Consider the following 22,200-nt stretch of genomic DNA (forward strand, 5'->3'; position numbering starts at 1 on the left):
TTTAGTCTAATTGTAAATAAATCCCAAATGGATGGAGCCACCTTTGATTGGGTATTTACTTTTTTGGCTCTAATCCAGAAAGTGATAAAAACAGAAAATTAAATCAATATTTATGCAACGCTAGTGAAATAACATCGATAAAAGAATGCGAATCTCGGAAAACAATCTTTATAAACATAGAATCCCCTTAGGATACTGACTTTTATTTCAAATACCGCATGTATTTATATTTGATTAACAAAAATTAACATTCCCAGCAACTCTTTTAACAAAATAATTAAAATTGACATGGTAGTTAGTAGCACTTCATCAGTTATGACATACTAATATAGTCATATATGATTTAAAGATGCGAACTAGGATCATTAATTGGCAATGAGTTTTCAATATAAGGAGCATGGGCTTTGCAAAGCTTCTTAGAATTAGTATTAGATTATTTTTCAAAAGACTCATAGTTACTAAAATTTAAGTAGAACTTGTAATTGGATATAAAAATACATCCAATTTCAGCTGAAACAACACAGAAATTATCAGACGGCGAAAACAGAGAATGAGGAATTAGTAGCGGAGATTTCCGAACTGGAAGCTCTGAATACGAACCTTCTATCTCAATTGGAAGAGGCGGAACAGGAGGACGGCGAACTAGCAGAAGCTTATGAATCGATAACAGAGGAGTATGACGTTCTCGAAGAATCATATAGCGAATTGGAGGATGAAAATAAACAATTAACAGACGATTATGAAGATATTGTGGTAGAATTAGAACAGGCAGAAAAGCAAGTGGCATCTTCTACTACCACGTCAAGCGACAGTGGGACAAGCACTTCAAGCAGTGATGATAATTCCACCACTTCAGAAAGCGACGCTGGTAACGACTCCTCTTCAAATAGCAGCACGGAAGTCAGTGCTTCAAGCGAAAATGACAGCAATAAAACCGAGGATGCAGCTTGCGATATTAAAGGCAGTGAAAGTGGAATCTATCATGTGCCTGGGAGCACCTATTATGACCGGACAACCAATGTCGTCCAGTGGTTCTGTTCCGCGGAAGAAGCCGAGAATGCCGGTTATCGGGCTCCAAGGAATTAGCGTCAAGCAATCATGAGAAAATGGAAGGGGAGATGTAATGCATTCGGAAAAGAAAGTACGTTTCGACGATAGTATGCTGGAACACATGAACGTAGAATCAACCATTTTTTCAGCAGAACACCCGCAATTGGGATTTGCCGTGCTCTCGGAGGAAAAGGACAGCATGTTTATTGTGCGGGTATTCGAATTGGCACAGGATGAAGACGCTTTCTTTCCCATCCAGGATTTAGCTGCTTTCAGTTTCGGTACAAAAAGAGAGCTGAACGCTTTCGTCGAACGGCTGCCTGAACTGACTGGATTGGAGATGCTTTTGTTGTTGAATCCGATGCCGCGTGTGACGGAGGGAAAAGTACAGCAGTAATACGTAAGAGAAACAGCAATCTGGAATATATTTAACCTGATTTTTCACAGTGGTTTAGTAGCAAGATATACATAATGAGGGGGCTATTTGTCCCCCCATTTTTTCGCTACGGATGGTATGAATTAGCGGAATTGATCAATAAAAAACCCCTCGCTCTTTATTTGAGGCTTACTTTTTAAACAAGTCAAATATACTAAATGATGTCTTCTTGTAAACCTTATTATGAGCCGCTTTCTTGGGATTTCTCACCCATCCTGCGCCTTTCTTGCCATACATCGGGTTAACAGCAGATTTTGCTTTCCTTTTCATTTTTCCAGTTGTCCGTGCTTTAACACTCTTTTTAAACTGGGTTTTCTCACTCCAAATTTCATATATTTTTGCTCCTTTCTCATTCTGATCTTTTGATTTCAAAAAACTAACAGAGGCAGTCATTGATCGACTTATTCATAATTCACATTTACTCCTTTTTAACGGTGAAAGTTTCCGTTATAAGGAATCATTATTACAGCAATAATTTGAGTTGGTAAGTGGCATACATTTTTAAATGCCATTTCATACATTTTTTACTTGCCAAATACAATAGTTCTAATTTGTTCTAATAATATTACAGAATTACGGACAAAATTATATTTTTTTGCATCCATTTCAACATGAGTGGGTAATTTAGGCTTTTGAATTCGCGATGTAATAACAGCTACAATAGTTGTAGGTGAAAACTCATTACTAATATCATTTTGTATAATTACTACAGTGTGGTGGGGGTCTGACCCCAATGCCACACGAATGGATTGTTAAGAAAAGAAACAAGGCCATTAATTTGGCCCACAGTCGTGTTATTTATACATTTCACAATTGTTGTCCCTTTTATGTTTAATACCATCAACCCAATCAATAGAACCCTGCTCATCAACTTCAGATACTAAATTAACCTGGTATAGACCAAGTCTTGTACAGTATCCTTCCAAGAATCCGGATTTTATTTGTTTCGCTGTAAGAATAGACATAAAACATAAACGTGAAAAGAAATCCTAATAAATTCGCTCTTCTTCATTCATTTGTTCAATCATACGCTTTAGCTTTTCACGGTCTACTCTCATCTGACGCACCACCTTTTTGCACATTATTGTAACACACCGCAAATCTCTGCTGTGCGGCAGGAACGTCAAAATGGCCAAATATATAGTCAAGAAGAGGGACTTAGGTATTTAGAGCGTAAGATCAAGGATTTTGAACATGGACAAACCTTATAATTGTTTATTGTAAACAGTTGGGCTTGAGAAATTCCAGTAACAAGGGCGAAAGGGAGAACGACCTGTCCGTAGCTGACCGTCAAAAGCATAACGGAATGAGTTGGTTCAAGACGGCTCTGTTGCGCTTGTTTACCGTCACATCATTCATTTAAAGAACGAACAAGAACGGTGGCGTACTAACCATACGGTTCCTTTCTCATGGGCTTCATGATCTAATTAATGCACTTATCACTTCAAAGTGCTATTGCACAAGTCGAAAAAAATCATAGTCTTGATTACTAACTATATTCCATGAAAATGCCACAAAGGGGATAGCAATTATATAGTCATCAGTATACATATCTTTAGTTATATTTATATACATATTGCTACGGTTTCATTCCGAAAAACAGAATCGGTAAAAGTTGAATCCCACTATCAAAATATCCAAGTTTCTGTCTCTCTCCCTTAAACATTTTACTCATACTGAATCGATCTACTAGCAACGCGCTATCGCTAGTGCAGTCTCACTTTTATTTATCAAGGTAAAGCTCATCATTTATCAGAGATCACCGAGCTCTTTTGAAATCACATCCAACTCATCAATTAACTCTCCAATGTAGGTAATAGTATTTAATAATGCAATATCTTCATTTATGTTAACATTTACCATTTTGGCTAGTTCAGCTGGGCTTTTAGAACCACCTGCTTTTAATACCTCTAACCAATTCCTAACCAATTCTTTACCTTCACCCTTATCGGAGAACCCTCGTGAAACCTCAGTAGCAATTGTTAATCCGGTACTATATACATAAGGATATAATCCAGAATAATAATGTGGCTGTCTCATCCATGTTAACTCGGCACCTTTATTAATCTCAACTTCCTCTCCCCAAAAGTCCTCTAACACCTTTTTCTTGATATCAGAAAGAACATTAGCTGTAACTGTTTCACCCTCATCAACTAATTTATACACTTCGCGCTGATAAGCTGCTTCTAATAAGTGGGTTACAAAATTATGGAAATATGTTCTCGATACAAGCGAAGAAATGATCCACCTTTTGAACCTTAAATCTTTTGATTTCTTCATTAAATAACGTCCCAAAATCATTTCATTCATAGTTGAGGGTGCCTCAAAAAAGTAAATAGATGGGATTGTGTTTAAGATATTTTGATTTCGATTGAACAAATGAAAGTGTCCACCATGACCAAATTCGTGAGCAAGAACAAATACATCACGCATACTTCCAGTCCAGGAAATTAATACATACGGATGCACTCCATATGGTGTATAGCAAAAAGCTCCCGTAAATTTCCCGGCACTTTGAGCATAATCAATCCATCGATTTTCATAAGCACTTTTTACAATGTCCATATATTCTGGCCCTAATATTTCAAGAGCATCATAAATAAATTCTTTTGATTCCTCAAAAGTTATGGTTGGTTCATAATTTGGATCAAATGGTATTTTCAAATCAGCAAAAGTCATTTTATCAAGTTTATTTATCTTTTTGAGCATATTTGCGTATTTTCTCATATGTGGAGCAAGAAATTTAAAAGCATAATCTATTTGTCTGAAAAATATTTTCTTATCAACCTCTTGCTCAAATAATAAATAATCAAAAATAGTATCGTAACCTCGAAGGTCAGAATTTACCTTATCAATTCTAAGCTTCATATCATAAGCCCGACCCGTTGTATGTTTATATTGTCCTAATTTACGGGAAAAGCTATCGAATGCTGCTCTTCTAATATTTGTATCGGATTCAATTTCCCATTTATTTTCAAATAAGTTGTAACTCATTGGGTATTTTTTTGAACCTACTTCAAAATCATCAAATTTCATATCCACCAACTTTGCTGTATTATAAATCCTACGCGGTGATTCAAATACTGAAGAAAAATTAGATAATACTCTTTCAGTTTCAGCATCTAATAAATAATTCTTCTTAGCAACTATCTTTCTAATGAATGGCTTTATTTCTGGTTTTTCTGAACATACTTTTTCAATCACTTCCTCGGGTAGTCCAGCTATATCACTTTGGAAGAATGAAAGTTTACTATCTAATTCAGAAAAGGCAATATCTACTATATCAACTTTTTTCTGAAACTCTTTATTTTTTTGATCAATTTTTAAATTTAAATCAACATAATGTCTAATTAATGTTCTTCTATTCTCAATTTCTTCATAGACACTTACTGCCTTTAATACATCATTTGAACATTGAATTTTGCCCCTATAATCACTATGGAATTGACTAACTATACTCTTAAATTCTTCAATAGCAATAAATAAATCTTCATCCGATTTAAATATATCACCTAAATCCCATGTTTCTTCTATCGGTACATCCATCCGATCTCTAATACTATTAGTCATCTTTAGTTAACCACCTTATCTTTATTAGTTTTTTCATTACTATTCTCGCTTAGTGTTGTGACAAGATGACATGCGACTTGATGTTGATTCTCGTTTTCTTCAAGAATTGGTTCTACTTCTTTACAAATATCCATAGCAAATGGGCATCTGGTGTGAAAAGAACAACCTTTTGGTGGATCTGCTGGACTTGGCATATCACCTTTTAACAAACCCATATCCTCCAAGCTAGGAGAATTTACACTAGGTACTGCGTTTAATAAGGCTTTTGTATAGGGGTGTTGTGGGTTATTAAAAATCTCCTCTTTGTTAGCTACCTCTACTATTTTACCCAAATACATAACCGCTATTCGGTCACATAAATGATGAACAACACTCAAATCATGGGAGATGAATATATATGTTAGATCCCGTTCTTTTTGTAAATCTTTCATTAAATTAATTATTTGTGCTTGAATAGAAACATCCAACGCAGATACAGGCTCATCACAAATAATTAGCTTAGGTTCCAGGGCCAATGCCCTTGCTATGCCAATACGCTGTCTTTGCCCCCCTGAAAATTCATGCGGATATCTATCCATATGTTGTCTACCAAGCCCAACTGATTCTAGTAACTCTACAATTCTATAATCAACTTTGTCTTTTGGAACAATATTATGAAGCAATAAAACCTCACGAATGATATCTTTTACCTTGAATCTAGGGTTTAAGGAAGAATAGGGATCCTGAAAAATAATTTGAATTTCTTTTTTCATTTTTTTCATTTCATTTTTAGATAAACTGAGTAAGTTTTTACCTTGGTAAGTTATTTGACCCCACGTTGGTTCTAAAATTCTTAAAATCATTCTTCCTGTAGTGGATTTACCGCAACCACTTTCACCAACTATACCAAAGGTTTCTCCTTCTTTTACTTTAAAACTGATACCATCTACGGCCTTAATTGACTTCGAATCTTTAGAAAAAGGTTTTTTAGGTAGTGAAAAGTGCTTTTTTAAATCTTTAACTGTTAACAAACTTTGCATCATTTACATCACCTTTCTCATACTTAAAACATCTTACCTGCGAATGATTTAAAGTGTCTATTAAATTCGGCTGTTTAGCCAAACATTTTGGCATAGCATCCTTACATCTAGGATGAAAAGCACACCCTTGTGGAAAGTCATTCGGAGAAGGTACTGTTCCCGGAATCGTTGTTAATCGGTCCACTGGGGTATCAATATTTGGTATTGAACTCAATAACCCTTCTGTATAAGGGTGTTTTGGATTATTAAATATTTCTTCTTTTGTTCCATATTCTACTATTTTCCCTGCGTACATTATTAACATTCGATCAGCAACTTTAGATACAACACCGAAATCATGACTGATTATGATTAAAGAAGTATTGAATTTCAACTTTAAATCATTCATTAACTGTAAAATTTGCGCTTGAATGGTAACATCCAGTGCAGTAGTAGGTTCATCTGCAATTAATAATTCTGGGTTACAAGCAAGTGCTATAGCAATCATTACCCTTTGACGCATACCCCCACTCAATTGGTGTGGGTAGTCATAATAACGATCTTCTGGTTTTGGAATACCTACTAACCGCAACATTTCAATGGCTTTTTGTTTTGCCACTTTTTTTGAGGAATGTTCATGGTATTTATATACTTCCTCAATCTGCCTTCCAATGGTAAAAACCGGGTTCAATGAAGTCATCGGTTCTTGAAAAATCATTGCTAGATTGCGCCCTCTTAATTTCCTGTACTCTGCATTTGATAGGGCTAATAAATCACGACCTTTAAACTCAATTTTTCCTTTAATCTCACCAGGCGGTGTAGACACTAACCCCATAATAGACATAGATAAAATGCTTTTACCAGATCCTGATTCCCCAACAATTCCAAGTGTTTCTCCTTTTTGCATTGTAAAGTTCACGCCATCTACAGCCTTTATTACACCTTCTTCAGTATGAAAATGGGTTTGTAAATCACTTACTTTTAATAAGTCTTTATCCATTTTTTCACCTCTCATCAACCACTATTTTGAAAAAGTTCGCTAACTATTGACTTTTTATTTAGAAGAAACTGACATACCTTACTTATTTTTTAATTGTGGATCAAGAACGTCCCGTAATCCATCACCGACAAGACTAAAGCTTAATACCACTAATGTTATCGCTACTCCAGGTGCAATTGCTAACATCGAATAAGTGCTGAGATATTCCCTTGCACCACTTAACATCGCACCCCACTCTGGATTTGGAGGCTGAACCCCTAGACCTATAAAAGATAGGCCAGATGCTATCAATATAGAGGTCCCCATTAATTGAGTTGCTTGAACTATTAAAGGAGATAAAGCGTTAGGCGTAATATGTCTGAATATGATTTTAAAATCTGAAAATCCGATAGCTTTTGATGCTTCAATATATTCCTGTTCTTTTATACTAATAACAGAACCCCTAAATATCCTTGCAAATTCAGGTATTGTAAATATAGCAACGGCTATCATTGTGTTTAAAACACCGTTACCTAAAACAGCGACAATTGCTATTGCTAGTAAAATACCTGGAAATGCTAACATAATATCAATAAAACGCATAATAATAGTATCAATTTTCTTTCCATAGTAACCAGATATACCTCCTAAAATTAATCCACCAAGTAACCCTAGCCCAACGCTAACGATACTAATTTGAAAGGAAATTCTAGCTCCATAAATAACACGGGTTAACAGATCTCTCCCTAGATTATCTGTTCCAAGCCAGTGCCCCATACTCGGCGATTGAAAGTTATTGATTAGGTTTTGATCAACTGGATCGTAAGGAGTAAGTAAAGGACCTATAGTAGACAAAAGTATAAACAATAGAATGGTTACTAACCCAAATACAGAAACTTTTCTTTTTGAAAACCTTTTCCAAAACAATAAGACACTTTTCTTTTTCGTACTACTTTTTTTTATCCTATTATTTAATGATTGTGATTGACTCCCCATATTTTTCTCCTTTCCATCTATTCATAACGAATCCTTGGATCAACTAACTTATAGGTAACATCTACAATAATATTAATTAATACAAAAATACAGGCAACTAATAATATAGTTCCTTGAACAACTGGATAATCCCTTGCAAGTATAGCATCAACTAAATACCTTCCAACTCCCGGAACAGAGAAGACGATCTCCGCTAATACTGTCCCAGCAAGTAAACCTCCAAAACGGAGACCAATTATGGTAACGACCGGTATTAATGCATTTTTTAAGCCATGAAGGTATATGATAACCCGTTCTGGTAAACCTTTTGCCCTAGCTGTCCGTATATAATCCTGTCTTATAACATCCAGCATGCTGGATCGGGTCATTCTGGCGATTAAACCCATTGACTGTGCACCAAGGGTTACAATTGGCAATACATAATGCATTGGAGTATCAACCCCAAATACCGGAAACCAACCAAGATGTAAGGAAAAGATAATTAATAAGAGTAATCCAAGAAAATAAGAGGGTGTAGAAACAGCAAGAAGTGCTATAACCATAATTGCATTATCTGTAAATTTATTTTGTCTAATTGCTGCTATTATTCCCCCTAGCATTCCAAAAAAGGCCGCAAAAAGGGTTGCTCCTAAAGCTATTGTTGCAGTTATTGGAATTCTCTTTGCCAGCTCTTCTGTTACAGGAGCTCCCGATTGGACGGAAGTGCCTAAATCACCTATCAGTGCATTTCCAATAAAGCTGAAAAACTGTTCATATAAAGGCTTATTTAACCCTAAATTTTCTCTTGCAATTTCAATTGTCTCTTTAGTTGCTTCAATACCGACAACCAGTCTAGCAGGATCACCAGGTATCAAATGCAACATACTAAATACTAAGATAGCTACTCCAATTAAAACCGGTATAACTTGTAAAACCCTTTGAAAAATGAATCGACCCATACAATACCCCCCCCTTGTACGTGTTAATGTTTTCAAATTTCAGAAACTGATAAATAATATATTATTCCAACCTCAATACATTAAATAGCAGGTATTCTTTTATGATAAATTTGTAAAAGAAGGTTAGGGAGTCTCCCCTAACCCCTTATCTATTCTTCGATATACGCCTTTTCAAACGTTATCATTGAGAATGGGCTAATACTTACATCTTTAACACCTTCTCTTTGCGCAATTATGGTATATTGATCATACAAAAAGAACGATGCTGGATCTTCTAAATAAACAATTTCTTGTGCTCTGGCATATAATTCTTTCCTTTTTTCCGTATCCACTTCTGTTAATGCTTCCGTTATAACTTTGTCAAATTCTTCATTCGAATAAAATCCATAGTTTCTTTCGTTTGTTTCAGCAGTTTGGTAGATAGGACGCAATTGTCTATCAGAGTCAGTTCCGCCTGTACCCATAATGAAAATACCTTGGTCAAACTCATCCGCTGTCAATCCACCCCATTCGGAAGAAATATCTCCCCATTCCATAACATTAATTTCTGCTTTAATTCCAACTTGACTTAATTGATCACTGATTATCTCAGCTAATTCTACCCCTTGTATATAACGGTCAGTAGTTGTAATTTTCGTTTCGAATCCATCTGGATAGCCTGCTTCAGCTAGAAGTCTTTTAGATTTTTCTGGATCGTATGGAATTTCCCCAAGGTCTACATAATCAGGCATAACTGGAGGCATTGCACTCGTAGACAAAAATCCAATCCCTGGAACAACCTGATTTAAAATCATCTCTCTATCAATAGCATGTAGTATAGCTTGACGTACTTCCACATTTTGTAATGCTTCATCAGTAAAATCAAATCTAAATTTACGTTGTCCATGCCCCGGTTGTTTAATAATTTCTATTCCTTCCGTTCCTTCAAGCCTTTCTAGATCCTGTGCTGGAATCTGATGAGTAATATCCACATCACCTGCTTCTAAAGCCATAACCCTAGTAGCATCCTCTTGGATTGGTCTGTATTCAATAACTTGAGTTACACCTAATTCACCGTAATAGTCATCATTTCTTTCTAATACCATCATTTCATCTTTTTCCCAATCTGTTATTTTATATGGTCCAGTACCAACAGCAGATTCCACTATTTCCCCAACATCTTTTCCATGTTCATCGATAACATCTGGACTTATAATCGCTGTTGCATTAGCTGCCATTTGCTCTTCAAATAATCCATATGGTTCTTCTGTTTCAAAAGTAATTTCATAGGTATCAAGCACTTCCACATTAGTAATATACTGAAAACTAGAGGAATGAACTAATCCATAATCCATATTCAATAGTCGATCAAAGCTTTTTTTAACCGCCTCAGCATTAAATTCTGCACCATCATGAAATGAAACTCCTTCTCTTAGCTTGAAAGTCCATATCAATCCATTTTCTGAGACTTCCCACGCTTCTGCCAGATCCCCAACAATATTCATATCCTCATCAAATGCTAGCAGAGTGCCATAGATCATTTCATTTACTTGCATGGAAGTAAAATCATTTGCAAATGCAGGGTCAAGCGATTGAACATCCGTATTCGGTGCAAAGATTAATTTACTATCGCGATCATCATCAACGGCTTCTCCTTCTTCTGAGCCACAACCAACTAGTCCTAACATGAGAATTAATAAAAGGATAAAAAAAAGGTATTTATTTTTCATAGATATCCTCCTCGTTTTAAAATTACAAATGTTTTAATTCTTCTTCCGCTGCTAAATATCCAAACGCTGACCATAAAGATGACTTTTCGATGATATTCTGGAAAGTCTCTTTTCCCTTTTTACTATCACCTTGAACCAAATAGTAAAAACCAAGACCATACCCTTGTGTTGCAAGTTCTAAATCCGGTAGTTTTGCTCCATCATATTGAATTAACTCTTCTGGATCTATTAAACTTTTGTACATAAGCAACCTTCTATAGTAGGAGGTATTAGGACCAGCATCCATTTCAGTGCTTACATTCGACAATAGCTTTTCAGCTGTTTCAGTTTTGCCATTTTGCATTAAAGTCATCCAATACCAATCTGCAATTGCAACAAATAGTTCATCAGTATTTGTCATGTCATGGCATATTTTATATACCCATTCAGCGCGATCGAATTCTCGTAATAAATAATATGATAGACCTAGATGGTACCAGGTGTCCCAATTAGTAGGGTCCAACCTTGAAGATAGTTCAAAATCTGCTGCGGCTTCATTATACATACGTATAGATAAATAACGATGACCTCTATGACGATATGCAAGAGCGTGAAATGGATCAAGGCTAATAGCTTCTGAATATGCATCAATTGCCTCTTTAAACAACATGGACTTACAAAGTTCTAATCCCTTCTCCACTCTTAAATCTGCGCTAAATTTATCTTTCTCAATTTTATTTTCAATATTTCTATACTCCTCTGTTCTTGATACACTTGAGTCAGTGTTTAACCAGCTCACCTGATTTTCCATCGTATCGACTTTATCTGTTAAGACAATATTCATGAATTTTCCTTTACTCATATTAATCCCTTCCTCCTCATTTATTTTCCAATAACATTTTCTAGTACTCTTAAGAAATTACCACCTAGAAACTTATTGACATCTGTTTCACTGTAACCTCTTTTTAGAAGACTTTCGATTACATTATCAATCTCTTTTGCTCCCTTAAAATCTTTGGCGTGAGATATCTCCCTGTCCATACCTACTTTTCCATAATACCCCCCCACGACTTCTGGATAAAATGTAGCTTGCGTTTGAGCACCTTCTATACTTGGAGTGTCTAAAATTTTGACATCACTACCAAATCCAACATGATCAATTCCTACTAAGTTAATAACATACTCTACATGATTTAAATAATCATCTAAAGCAGGTTGTTTAATTTCATTCTTATTCCAACATAACGGAGCCCATGGTGTAAGCCCGATTACTCCCCCAGTTTTGGCAACTAATTCAATAAGTTCATCACTCTTATTACGGGGATTTTCTGTAACGCTACTCGCATTCCCGTGCGAGAAGACTACCGGTTTTTCACTAGTTTTTATTGCTTCTCTAGCCGTTAACTCATTACAATGTGACAGGTCAACCAGCATCCCTAGTTTATTCATCTCTAAAACAACTTCACTTCCAAAGTCTGTTAACCCCCCTCCATTCGTTTCAGTACACCCGCTACCAATATAATTGGACTTATTATAAGTTAACTGGACTACCCTCACACCCATTTCATAAAAAGTTCTTAAATTGTTAAGTGAGTTTCCAATTGGATATGGCTCTTGAAAAGTGAGTATCAGAGATTTTTTACCTTGATCTGAGTTTTCAATAATCTCATTATAGGTTCTTGCTACCCTAATATTAGGCTCATCTTCCACAAACTTATAGATTTTGGTAATTGATTTGACAGTCTCACCATATCCAGCAAAAGAATTCATAGTTAGAAAAAATGTGTCTACTTTTGATTTCATAATTCCTTTAGAAATTCCTTCAAAATCAGCATCCATAAAAATACATCCATCTATTACCGGGTTTAAAACTTTCATCTCCAAATCCTCTCCCTTTAATTTATTGAAAATTATTTCGTTTCTTTATAATAGCATAATTTTATTAATTTATATAATACAAAAATAAAATAATGATGATATAATATGGGTATGATAAAGGGGGCTAGATAGTCATGATGAATCAATTGGAATATTTTGTTGCTGTGGCTGAGGAATTAAATTTTACTAGAGCTGCATACCGATTAAATATCAGTCAACCTCCGTTAAGCAGACATATTAGAATCCTCGAAGAAAGTCTAGGTGTAATTTTATTTAATAGATCAAACAAGGGGGTAGAATTAACAGATGCTGGTAAAGTTTTACTTGAAAAAGCCTACAAAATTTTAAGTTTAACAGAAAAAGCAACTCAAGATACTATCAATGCACATAAGGGTGAGTATGGTCAACTAAGTATTGGTTTAACAGGGTCTATTACTTTTTTTATAATCCCATTTTTAAAGCAATTTAAGCTTAAATATCCATCTATTAGAATAAGACTCATAGAACTTAATACTCCTCAGCAATTACTTGCATTCGAAGACGGGCGTATTAGTATAGGGTTTCTATGCCCACCCATTTTCAAAGATGATTTATCTATTTCTGTTGTGAATAAGCAAAAGTTTGTTCTGGCATTACCTATAAATCACCCGTTAGCTAATACAACAAATCCAATACACCTTAAAGAACTAGTGAAAGATGTATTTATACTAGTACCTCAAGATTCCGGTTTTGCCTATTCTGACTCAATAAAAAAGATATTTAGGAGTAATCACTTTTCTCCAAAAGATTATTTACTCGCAAATGTTTCTACATCTGTTATTTCATTAGTTGCTGAAGAATTAGGGATTGCTGTTGTTCCAATATCTTTAACTAATTTAAATAATGACCGTGTTGTTTTTAAAGAAATTGCTAATTGTAATGAGTATTTGGAGATTGCTCTAGTTCGTAAAAACTCAGAAAAATCACACGTTACCGAAACATTCATTTCTTTCATTGAAGAATTACCGGAATTCACTGAATTATCGTAGAAAATTAAAAGGCATAACTTATAATAATATCACCAGTTATGCCTTCTTTTAAATTTCATTTCAAAGTTACAGAAATCTCGCATCTTATTTCCAATTCTACAAACTCTGAGTTCAAGTAGTGCATTCTGCAAAGTTCAACTTTTTGGCTCTCCGCTATTTAGTGTTGAGTGTACTGTTAAAAGGTAGAATAAAAGTCGATTTGACATGGAGTCTCTGCGAGCATGAATCACGAGCCAAGCCGCCAAGCATTAAGGAATGTTGGCTCACGCATTCAATGCTATCATGCCCGCTGCTCCATATAAAACCTCCTATTCTAACTTCGATTCCCACACTAAAGAGCGAAGAAGCTATTATATACCAATCTACTCCAATAGTTCAACGCTATTCGACAATATATCGAAGCTAAATCAGTCCTTTAAACGCTTATCTAGTTTCTATCAATATAGGGAAGGGACCTTACGGTCCCAGGTCTTACTCCACCCCATGATACCCCACATACCAATCCGCAAACTTCTGCAATCCTTTTTCAATAGAAGTCTCTGGCTTAAACCCTACAGCTTCATGTAGGCGATCTGTTGAAGCATATGTAGCTGGAACATCCCCTGGCTTGATTGGTTCAAATTCTTTTTTGAATTCAACTTCTCTACCAGTTGCATTACTTAGAGCTTTTTCCAGTGCTCCTATAAATACCATCAGTTTCTCTGGGTTGTTGCTCCCGATATTAAAGACTCTATGTGGTACTGGATCAGTAGAAACGGCTCCTATTAACCTTTCGATTCCAATTACAATATCATCTATATAGGTGAAATCACGGTAAAGGTCATTCTTGAAATCACCGTTGTTGAAAATCTTAATCGTTTCTCCGGCAAAATACTTATCTATAAAACCGTAATATGCCATATCTGGGCGACCCATGGGACCATAGACAGTAAAGAAGCGAAGTCCTGTTGCTGGAATATGATACAAGTGGCTATACGTATGTGCCATTAACTCATTGGACTTTTTCGTTGATGCATATAGGGATACAGGGTTATCTACAAAATCAGTTTCTTCAAATGGTACTTTCTTATTCGCTCCATATACAGAACTTGAAGATGCATATACCAAGTGATCTACTGGATGGTGTCTGCAGGCTTCAAGAATATTGTAAAAACCAATGACATTGCTCCCGAAGTATACATCTGGATTTTCTATAGAGTAACGTACACCAGCTTGGGCGGCTAAATTTACCACGACATTAGGCTTGTAGTCTTCAACTATATTATTGATGATATTTTTATCAGTTATTTCCGCTTTGACAAATGTAAAGTTATCAAACGGTTTAAGCTTATTCAAACGATGCCATTTCAGTTTATCTCTACCTTCATCTTATCCATAAACATTCGAAAAAAATTCAGGAAGTGGCAAGCACCCTAAATTTTGTCCGAGAATTGCTTCAAACGATCGAAAGTAATTCCACATATATGACGCTTTTGTTTAAAAGTCTAAGCTATTCGATAAATATAAGCGTCTTCAATATAATGATTATCGATGGCGTTTCTTGTAAATCTGATCCCAGAGACATCATCCGGCTCTGTATGAATTGCAGTTCCCAGCAGTCTTATTAGCTTATAATTCGTACTTACAACTGAAATATTATTCAACGCAATACCGTAATCACTATGTTTTTGTACAATTTGTGTCAAAACTTCATTAATATGCTCATACGTGTTTGCTGGACCTGTTTTGTCATAGTCTTTAGAAGCGATCATCAGCCTCCAGTTATCTCTATCTGTATCATATAACTACAATGCTGCTTGAACATGAAATGCAGCTTTATCCAACTCCGTAACAAGCATGGCACCATCTTTATAATCCTTTTCTACCAGTGTTCTTTTATCCACCTGAATACCCACTTATTTGAATCATTTACCACTTCAATGATATGCTTTGCCTCTGACATTGTATGGTTTCTATAGCGATCATTTTCAGACCAATCCTTAATGATATTCCACTTGATTTCTAATTCCCTGGGTATCTTTACACCAATTATCCCAATTAATTTCTCTAAATCATGGGTATATATTTTATTTACGATTTTTTTATCAGGAAAATCATACTTTCTGGTACTTTTTGCAATCCATGCTTTAAGTGCGCATTCTATAACATATCCCGCTAAATAATATGCTCCATCATAGCGCTTGGCTTCAAATAAAACTTCAGCTTCTTTTAAACGAGTTTCGGCTAGTTTTTGTAATTCCGCTCTGTTCATATTGTCCTCCTCATTATTATAATCAATCCAATCAATAAAGTGTATCTTTTCGTTTTGTGTAGCCCCTAAAATTAATATTAAACTGTTTGGTATTACTAAAAAAATTCAGCAGCAATCAGAATGTAACTATGGTAAAATTAAAGAAGTTAGTTACAGATGAGGGCTACAAAGTTGATTTTTTTAACCCCAGTTCCTATGACCATTTATTTGATACCTCAGTTAATACCATTCCTATGAGTTCATAACCTTTCTGGCATATTTGGTTTTTCCGACAAAATTCGGTAAGTACAGGTGCCCAAAACCAAGCTTCTTTCTAACTTGGCACCTGAGCATACAGCTTATGAATAAAAAAACTCCCCGAATTTCCCGGGAAGTTCATTTGCCAAACTTTTTGTTTTTTTGAAAAGTACTCTATTCTTGATTGTATGGTGAAAGTGTTGACCCCAAAACATATGTCAGCTAGCCGTAAACTGATCCGGTTTCATCTTCCCTTTCATCTTCATTCCTACATAATAAAGCAGTGAAGTTAATAAGAACGATTGAAGAAGCGGCATACCGATGACATAAACATACTGCGTAAGATAGCCGAATCCAAAACCGATTATCATGGTGACGGTAGCTACCCAGTTCCATCCTTCAATATCCTTAAATTGTTGCTTTCGAATTATAAAAAAGTCAGTCATCATGATTGCTGCTACTGGCGGAGTAGTCAACCCTATGATGTAAAGAAAGTTTTCAAACTGCGTCATAATATCAGTCATCGCAAGTGCCAGTCCGACAGCAGTTCCAACAAGTGTCAGCACTGCTCTTCCTTTACCGGAATTCACGTTAAACATATTGGATAAAGCCAGTCCCATACTGTAATTATTTACAAGCTGACTTGTCCAGGTCGCCAAGTAAAGAATGATAAAACCCCACACTGGAAAATTCAAACTTAGCATAATGGCAACAATATCAGCTTCGCCAACACCCACTGACATAATTGCACCTACCATAAACAAAGGAAAACCTACCCCAACAATTCCTAATGGTATCAGCATATTATCTTTTACTACTGGCTTTGCATAACGAGTATAGTCTGCGGAACCAACCCACTGTGAAATGTTTACACTGATCACTAGGGAAATTGCTGCAATCACTGACATGGTTGAAGTGGGATTCCATGCCGTAATACCACTCCATCCAATATTGTCGACTGCTAAATAAATACCAAATACGATTAAAATTAAACCAGCAGGAACCGCAATATAATCCGTCCATTTCATGGATTCGTATCCAAGAATGGATGGAATCGCAAAAGTAATACCTGCAAGGAGAACAATAATGATCCATATACCCAAATCCGTTTCTTTCGAGATCCCGAACATTGCTGCAATGGCATCACCGGCCACATGAGTCTGTAGAGCCCACCAAAACAAACAGACAATCATAATATTTATACCAATGACGATTCGTGCTTGAATCCTTCCAAATGATGTCCTCGCTATAACAGTGGAAGGCCTCCCTGTTTTGGCACCCATGTAGCCATTTAATGCATTCCCCACCCATGTAATAGCTAATGCAACTAGAATAATCCAGAACGTGGTCCATAAACTAAAACTACCGGCCAAGATAGCTCCAGTCGTTAATACAGGGATAGTAAATTCCAGCCCTGCATTAATGGAGGCAGGTCCTATCCAGTGTCCCCGTTGCCCATCAGGTACTTTATCGATGGCTTCATCCCGCTCTACCGTGTTGGTATTCATTACATCCTTATTGACTTTCTCCATTTTTTTCACTCCCCCATTATTTTGTACTCTCCCTTTCAGATGCTTCATTAAGAACTGTAAGATGATCAGGATCCAATTCAACCCCATACATTTCTTTTGCTTGATTCAAACTGATATACCCATTTCTCACATCTTCAATAATCTGTTCTTTTTTCCGCTTATAAGGATCCCCATAACCACCTCCTGTTCCTGTGATCAGCTGAACAACGTCCCCTTTATTCAATGGATATCTTGCATAAATGCTGAAAGGCCCTTTTTTCTCACCATTAGCCTTGATTACGTAAAATTCATTTGCGGATCCTTCATTTCCTCCCAGAATACCCCATGGAAGAAACTTATTTCTTCCAAATGTTACGGAGACCATTTGATTATCTGATAATGCTCTATAGGAACGAATAACACCAGAACCGCCAATATACGCACCTGCACCGGCGCCATCATTTCTAAGCGCATATTCCTCTATCTCTACGCCATACCTGGTTTCAGCAACTTCAACAGGAACATTGTATGTTTCTCCATCACCGATACAAAACTGCCCTCTTGCACCATCTTGTTCTTCTGCTGCTCCCCAACCTCCTACAGATGGTTCCACAATCAAAAAATCCTCACCCGTGTCAGGGTCTTCTCCAGATAAAGTAACAGAACAAACAGAAAGAAAATGACCTGACCCAAGTCTATCTGTCATATGAGGAGCTAAAGCCTTCCATACAAGGTCTCCGCCAAACCCATCACTTTCCCAATAAATAGAAGTTGGCGCAGGTCGAGCAGCTGAAAACACTGCCCCTTCATCACTGATTACCTCAAGCGGCCGAAACACTCCGTCATTTACAACATCGCCAACATTTGTAATACTTAGGAAAACCACTCGTACAGCTGTAACTAATGCAGAATAAGAACTGTTAATTGGTCCTGGAACCTGTGGATGACTTCCCCTGAAATCACAGGTAAATTTATCATCAGTGATAGTCACCTTTACCTGTACTTTAAAAGGTTCGTTTCCAAATCCATCGTCATCAATATAGTCAACTGCAGTATAGGTACCTGTGGGGAGTTTTTTCATCTCTTCTTTGGCAAGTATTTCCCCCTGATCAAGCAGCAGATCCATCGATTCTAATAATGTATCCTCTCCATACTTATTACATAAGCTTGTGATCCGCCTCTCTCCGGTTCTTAAAGCAGCTATCTGTGCCCATAGGTCACCTGTCGAAAGTTCGGGGAGCCGCACATTCACCTTTATCATCTCGAGTAAAGCTTCATTCATCACTCCCTCGTTCATTAACTTAACACAAGGAAATTGCAAGCCTTCCTGAAAAACTTCTGTAGCATCATTACTGAAAGACCCCGGATCCTTCCCGCCAACTTCTGTCCAATGCGCTTTATTGGCAGAAAAAGCAATGAGTTCCCCTTGATAAAAAATAGGCAAAACCAATCCCACGTCTGATAAATGAGATCCCCCGCCAACATAAGGATCATTAATGATAATGACATCTCCCGGCTTCAAGTCATCTTTTTCCGGATATTTTTCAATTGTGTATTGCACCATATGGGAAAGCATGCCGATGAATCCCGCAACCCCATTTCCCTGTGTTAATAAATTTCCTTTACTGTCCGTGATCCCACTGGCATAATCAAGGACTTCATAAATAATAGGACTCATTGACGTTCTTGCCAATGTCTCAAACATTTCATCTCCTGCTGCAAGAAGAGAATCTTTTACAATTTCCAATGTGAAAATATCAAAGCCATCTGTTTTGCTCATTTATCTCATCTCCAATTATAATTATCAGGTTTCCATAGTCGTCTACATGCAATTTCTGATCGGAATAGAGGACGGTAGTTGAAGAGGTTTCTTCAATAATGGCCGGTCCTTCAATCTCATAATCGGAAGCTAACTTTTCCCTGTCATATACTTCTACCTCTATCCAACCAATATCCTCATACAATACCTGCCTTTTTTCCTTGACGGCATTTTCCCTTGTATACCCGCTTTTCTGATATTTTTTGATTTCTGGTTTTTTTACTTTCCCGAGAGCTGTTAAATGAAGATTAACAATTTCCATTTCAGTGTCGTTCAATCTGTAGGTATAGTTTTTTTCATGCAATTCATGAAATGAACTTTCCAACTGCTCTTGTAAGTCATGACGCCAATCGCCAGCCGGATAAGGAACCTTTACAGTATGTTCCTGTCCTTTATATCTCATGTCAACAAATTTGAAAAAGGTAACTTTGTCTTCCGGCATTCCTTCTTCTTGGAATTGTTTAACAGCCTCTTCCTGTAATTCCGCCCATTTATCATCCATTTCATCCGGTATAATTTTATTCACCTGCATGATAAAAGTCTGAATGTAATCATGGCGCAAATCAGTCATAAGCATCCCCCATGATGAAAACACAGCGGAAGCATTTGGAATGATTACTTTTTTGATTCCTAGCTCTTTTGCCAGCGCGGGTGCATGCATCGCGCCACCTCCGCCATAAGCTACAAGTGTAAAATCTCTCGGATCATATCCTTTTCTGACTGAAATTAATTTGAGTGCCTGCAGCATATTGGAATTAGCAATACGAATAATACCAAGTGCTGCATCTTCAGCAGAAATAGAAAAAGGCTGACCAATCTTATCACTGATTGCCTGTGTTACTTCATCCATCTCAGTATCACTATCGAAGTTTTTAATTGACAGACGGCCTGTTAAAAGATTTGCATCCGTAGTTGTCGGCAATTCCCCGCCGTTTCCATATGCCACTGGACCGGGATTTGCTCCGGCCGATTCAGGTCCAACCCTTAATGAACCCGCTTTATCAATTCTTGCAATCGAACCCCCACCATTCCCTATTTCTATAATATCGACAACCGGAACTCTAATAGGATATCCTGCATTTTTATCGTTCTTTTCAATATAATAGTTCGTATCTACTTTCATTTCACCTTTATCGATCAAAGAACACTTTGCAGTAGTCCCCCCGATATCAAACGCGATGAGATTTTCTTCACCAATTAGTTCACCTAAGATAGAAGCACCATAAATGCCGGCAACCGGACCGGACTCAACCATGTTAATAGGTGTTTTATTCATTTGTTCAAATGTAGTTGTCCCACCATTAGATTGCATTACATATTTATGTCCGTTAATAGAAGTCTCTCTCAGCCCATCGGCCAACTTAGTTAAATAGTTGGATACTACTGGTTTTACATAAGAGTTCAAAACTGCAGTATTAGTCCGCTCATATTCACGCCATTCCTTTGTAACCTCATGGGATGCCGTAATAGAAACATCCGGAAGAAGCTCACGTATCATTTCTTTTGTTCTAATTTCATGCACCGGGTTTAAATAAGCGTAAAGATAAGCAATGGCAATTGCTTCAACGCCTTCTTTTTTAAAATATTCAGCAGCTTGTTTAACTCCCTTCATATTCAGAGCAGTAGTGATCTCTCCTTTATAATTTAGTCTTTCTTCCACTTCCTGCCGTAAATATCTTTCAACAAAAGGAACAGGTTTTTTATAACGTAAATTAAAGAGGTCTGGTCTGTTTCCACGGGCAATTTCGAGTACATCTCTGAATCCCTTTGTGGTAATTAACCCCGTTTTTGCCCCTTTTCTTTCTGTTAAAGCATTAATTACTATGGTAGAACCATGAATAAACATATCCACATCATTTGGATTTAAGGCTGTATTCTTAATCACATCCAGTACACCTTTCTCAAAGTTAGGTGTGGTTGTATGGCTTTTAGCAGTGATAATTTCTCCATCATCCGTAACACCTACCAAATCAGTAAATGTCCCTCCAATATCAGTCGCAATTCTCATTTGTATCATCCTTTTTCTGTAATTTATAATAACCTTGGTATAACAACTATGATCATTTCAATAGTTTCTTCTGTTTTATTTTCAAAGTTGTGCGGCAAATAAGAGGGGAAGTGAATACTTTCCCCCTGCTTTACAATATAAAATTGGTCGTCAACCATAAAAGTAATTTCACCTGTAAGCACGTAATAAAATTCTTCTCCCTGATGAGTAAATTTATGTGTAGAAACAGTCTTCGGTAATACCTTGACATGAAAAGGTTCCAATTCTCTCCCATTAAAAGATCCGTTTAGTCTGGTCAATTCTTCCTCTATACCTTCAATTCTCAACTTTTTCTGTTGTTTATCAGCTACCAGGTAACTACTGCTCTCTTCCTTACCAAAAAAATAAGTCATATTTAAATCAAATGCATCAGCAATCTTTTTTAAGGACGTTATGGCAAGATTTGTAGTGCCTCTCTCAATTTGGGATAGAAAACTTACGGATAGCCCTGTCTTTTTGGAAAGCTGAACCAGCGTTAAATCATTTTTAATACGAAGTTCTTTTATTTTTTTAAACACTTCTTCCATCAAATCACCTTTTATACTTTATTATAATTATTTTAATATATTGTAATAATATTACCTTAGTCACTACAGGAATTCAAGATACATTTTTGAATTAGTGTGAATTATTCAAGTTTCAGAGATGCTTTCGATAGTACCCCAACGACAAATAATGGATATCCAAAGCCAAATTAACCGTGGCCGGTTCAAGTATCTAACAATAGTCATTAATTCAATGGATTCGAAATGACAGTGCATTTTCACCGGAAAT

Annotated in this window: 16 protein-coding genes and 4 pseudogenes; 4 read left to right on the forward strand and 16 right to left on the reverse strand. The window is 36.5% G+C overall.

Features of this window, described 5'->3' with window-relative positions; all coding sequences use genetic code 11:
* Positions 1-945: 945 nt before the first annotated feature.
* The 3 genes and pseudogenes from ACDX78_RS21780 to ACDX78_RS21790 all read left to right on the forward strand — a co-directional run.
* Positions 946-1,086, forward strand: a pseudogene (locus ACDX78_RS21780) (sunset domain-containing protein); the annotation flags it as partial.
* Positions 1,087-1,123: 37 nt separating this feature from the next.
* Complete coding sequence (locus ACDX78_RS21785) at positions 1,124-1,447, forward strand: hypothetical protein (RefSeq protein WP_486030755.1); 324 nt, start codon at positions 1,124-1,126, stop codon at positions 1,445-1,447.
* 415 nt (positions 1,448-1,862) lie between these two features.
* A pseudogene (locus tag ACDX78_RS21790) lies at positions 1,863-1,961 on the forward strand (ATP-binding protein); the annotation flags it as partial.
* A gap of 64 nt (positions 1,962-2,025) precedes the next feature.
* On the opposite strand, the pseudogene ACDX78_RS21795 reads toward ACDX78_RS21790, so the two are convergent.
* From ACDX78_RS21795 to ACDX78_RS21835, 9 genes and pseudogenes are all read right to left on the reverse strand, one after another.
* A pseudogene (locus ACDX78_RS21795) lies at positions 2,026-2,232 on the reverse strand (type II toxin-antitoxin system PemK/MazF family toxin); the annotation flags it as partial.
* A 1,006-nt stretch (positions 2,233-3,238) separates the two neighbouring features.
* Positions 3,239-5,056: an oligoendopeptidase F gene (gene pepF / locus ACDX78_RS21800; RefSeq protein WP_486030757.1), complete on the reverse strand. Its 1,818-nt coding sequence runs from the start codon at positions 5,054-5,056 to the stop codon at positions 3,239-3,241.
* Between the two features lie 2 nt (positions 5,057-5,058).
* Entirely contained in the window at positions 5,059-6,075 is a 1,017-nt protein-coding gene (locus ACDX78_RS21805) for an ABC transporter ATP-binding protein (RefSeq protein ID WP_486030759.1), read from the reverse strand.
* Positions 6,053-7,054 carry an ABC transporter ATP-binding protein gene (locus ACDX78_RS21810; RefSeq protein WP_486030761.1) on the reverse strand — a complete coding sequence of 334 codons (1,002 nt, stop codon included), beginning with the start codon at positions 7,052-7,054 and terminating at the stop codon, positions 6,053-6,055. The genes ACDX78_RS21805 and ACDX78_RS21810 overlap by 23 nt, the downstream gene beginning before the upstream one ends.
* A 78-nt stretch (positions 7,055-7,132) precedes the next feature.
* A complete protein-coding gene (locus tag ACDX78_RS21815) occupies positions 7,133-8,029 on the reverse strand; it encodes an ABC transporter permease (protein ID WP_486030763.1) in 897 nt (298 codons plus the stop codon).
* A gap of 17 nt (positions 8,030-8,046) precedes the next feature.
* The gene (locus tag ACDX78_RS21820) at positions 8,047-8,967 is read right to left on the reverse strand and encodes an ABC transporter permease (protein WP_486030765.1); all 921 of its coding nucleotides are present in this window, start codon (positions 8,965-8,967) and stop codon (positions 8,047-8,049) included.
* Positions 8,968-9,116: 149 nt separating this feature from the next.
* Positions 9,117-10,676 (reverse strand): ABC transporter substrate-binding protein, encoded by a 1,560-nt coding sequence (locus ACDX78_RS21825; RefSeq protein ID WP_486030766.1) that lies wholly within the window; start codon positions 10,674-10,676, stop codon positions 9,117-9,119.
* Between the two features lie 22 nt (positions 10,677-10,698).
* The gene (locus tag ACDX78_RS21830; protein ID WP_486030768.1) at positions 10,699-11,517 is read right to left on the reverse strand and encodes a tetratricopeptide repeat protein; all 819 of its coding nucleotides are present in this window, start codon (positions 11,515-11,517) and stop codon (positions 10,699-10,701) included.
* Between the two features lie 20 nt (positions 11,518-11,537).
* Complete coding sequence (locus ACDX78_RS21835; protein WP_486030770.1) at positions 11,538-12,533, reverse strand: dipeptidase; 996 nt, start codon at positions 12,531-12,533, stop codon at positions 11,538-11,540.
* A gap of 134 nt (positions 12,534-12,667) precedes the next feature.
* Here ACDX78_RS21835 and ACDX78_RS21840 point away from each other — a divergent pair, with 134 nt between their 5' ends.
* A complete protein-coding gene (locus ACDX78_RS21840) occupies positions 12,668-13,561 on the forward strand; it encodes a LysR family transcriptional regulator (RefSeq protein ID WP_486030772.1) in 894 nt (297 codons plus the stop codon).
* Between the two features lie 471 nt (positions 13,562-14,032).
* Here the strand turns inward: ACDX78_RS21840 and ACDX78_RS21845 are convergent.
* From ACDX78_RS21845 to ACDX78_RS21875, 7 genes and pseudogenes are all read right to left on the reverse strand, one after another.
* A pseudogene (locus ACDX78_RS21845) lies at positions 14,033-14,911 on the reverse strand (GDP-mannose 4,6-dehydratase); the annotation flags it as partial.
* A gap of 134 nt (positions 14,912-15,045) precedes the next feature.
* Positions 15,046-15,312, reverse strand: coding sequence for a hypothetical protein (locus ACDX78_RS21850; protein ID WP_486030774.1), 267 nt, complete (start codon positions 15,310-15,312; stop codon positions 15,046-15,048).
* Positions 15,313-15,422: 110 nt separating this feature from the next.
* Positions 15,423-15,812 carry a HEPN domain-containing protein gene (locus ACDX78_RS21855; RefSeq protein WP_486030776.1) on the reverse strand — a complete coding sequence of 130 codons (390 nt, stop codon included), beginning with the start codon at positions 15,810-15,812 and terminating at the stop codon, positions 15,423-15,425.
* 455 nt (positions 15,813-16,267) lie between these two features.
* Positions 16,268-17,581 (reverse strand): purine-cytosine permease family protein, encoded by a 1,314-nt coding sequence (locus tag ACDX78_RS21860; RefSeq protein ID WP_486030777.1) that lies wholly within the window; start codon positions 17,579-17,581, stop codon positions 16,268-16,270.
* A gap of 16 nt (positions 17,582-17,597) precedes the next feature.
* A complete protein-coding gene (locus ACDX78_RS21865) occupies positions 17,598-19,340 on the reverse strand; it encodes a hydantoinase B/oxoprolinase family protein (RefSeq protein ID WP_486030778.1) in 1,743 nt (580 codons plus the stop codon).
* Complete coding sequence (locus tag ACDX78_RS21870) at positions 19,318-21,387, reverse strand: hydantoinase/oxoprolinase family protein (RefSeq protein WP_486030780.1); 2,070 nt, start codon at positions 21,385-21,387, stop codon at positions 19,318-19,320. The genes ACDX78_RS21865 and ACDX78_RS21870 overlap by 23 nt, the downstream gene beginning before the upstream one ends.
* A 23-nt stretch (positions 21,388-21,410) precedes the next feature.
* Positions 21,411-21,953, reverse strand: a complete 543-nt coding sequence (locus ACDX78_RS21875; protein WP_486030781.1) for a helix-turn-helix domain-containing protein — start codon at positions 21,951-21,953, stop codon at positions 21,411-21,413.
* Positions 21,954-22,200 lie beyond the last annotated feature (247 nt).

It is taken from the genome of Virgibacillus oceani, assembly GCF_041521345.1.
GTDB lineage: Bacteria > Bacillota > Bacilli > Bacillales > Amphibacillaceae > Virgibacillus_N > Virgibacillus_N oceani_A.

Excerpts from the sequence above, each read along its gene's own strand:
- ACDX78_RS21810 (WP_486030761.1), bottom strand. The coding sequence starts at position 7,054 with ATGGATAAAGACTTATTAAAAGTAAGTGATTTACAAACCCATTTTCAT.
- ACDX78_RS21785 (WP_486030755.1), top strand. The coding sequence starts at position 1,124 with ATGCATTCGGAAAAGAAAGTACGTTTCGACGATAGTATGCTGGAACAC.
- pepF (WP_486030757.1), bottom strand. The coding sequence starts at position 5,056 with ATGACTAATAGTATTAGAGATCGGATGGATGTACCGATAGAAGAAACA.
- ACDX78_RS21865 (WP_486030778.1), bottom strand. The coding sequence starts at position 19,340 with ATGAGCAAAACAGATGGCTTTGATATTTTCACATTGGAAATTGTAAAA.
- ACDX78_RS21855 (WP_486030776.1), bottom strand. The coding sequence starts at position 15,812 with ATGAACAGAGCGGAATTACAAAAACTAGCCGAAACTCGTTTAAAAGAA.
- ACDX78_RS21840 (WP_486030772.1), top strand. The coding sequence starts at position 12,668 with ATGATGAATCAATTGGAATATTTTGTTGCTGTGGCTGAGGAATTAAAT.
- ACDX78_RS21820 (WP_486030765.1), bottom strand. The coding sequence starts at position 8,967 with ATGGGTCGATTCATTTTTCAAAGGGTTTTACAAGTTATACCGGTTTTA.
- ACDX78_RS21830 (WP_486030768.1), bottom strand. The coding sequence starts at position 11,517 with ATGAGTAAAGGAAAATTCATGAATATTGTCTTAACAGATAAAGTCGAT.
- ACDX78_RS21805 (WP_486030759.1), bottom strand. The coding sequence starts at position 6,075 with ATGCAAAGTTTGTTAACAGTTAAAGATTTAAAAAAGCACTTTTCACTA.
- ACDX78_RS21825 (WP_486030766.1), bottom strand. The coding sequence starts at position 10,676 with ATGAAAAATAAATACCTTTTTTTTATCCTTTTATTAATTCTCATGTTA.
- ACDX78_RS21850 (WP_486030774.1), bottom strand. The coding sequence starts at position 15,312 with ATGATCGCTTCTAAAGACTATGACAAAACAGGTCCAGCAAACACGTAT.
- ACDX78_RS21860 (WP_486030777.1), bottom strand. The coding sequence starts at position 17,581 with ATGGAGAAAGTCAATAAGGATGTAATGAATACCAACACGGTAGAGCGG.
- ACDX78_RS21835 (WP_486030770.1), bottom strand. The coding sequence starts at position 12,533 with ATGAAAGTTTTAAACCCGGTAATAGATGGATGTATTTTTATGGATGCT.
- ACDX78_RS21815 (WP_486030763.1), bottom strand. The coding sequence starts at position 8,029 with ATGGGGAGTCAATCACAATCATTAAATAATAGGATAAAAAAAAGTAGT.
- ACDX78_RS21875 (WP_486030781.1), bottom strand. The coding sequence starts at position 21,953 with ATGGAAGAAGTGTTTAAAAAAATAAAAGAACTTCGTATTAAAAATGAT.
- ACDX78_RS21870 (WP_486030780.1), bottom strand. The coding sequence starts at position 21,387 with ATGAGAATTGCGACTGATATTGGAGGGACATTTACTGATTTGGTAGGT.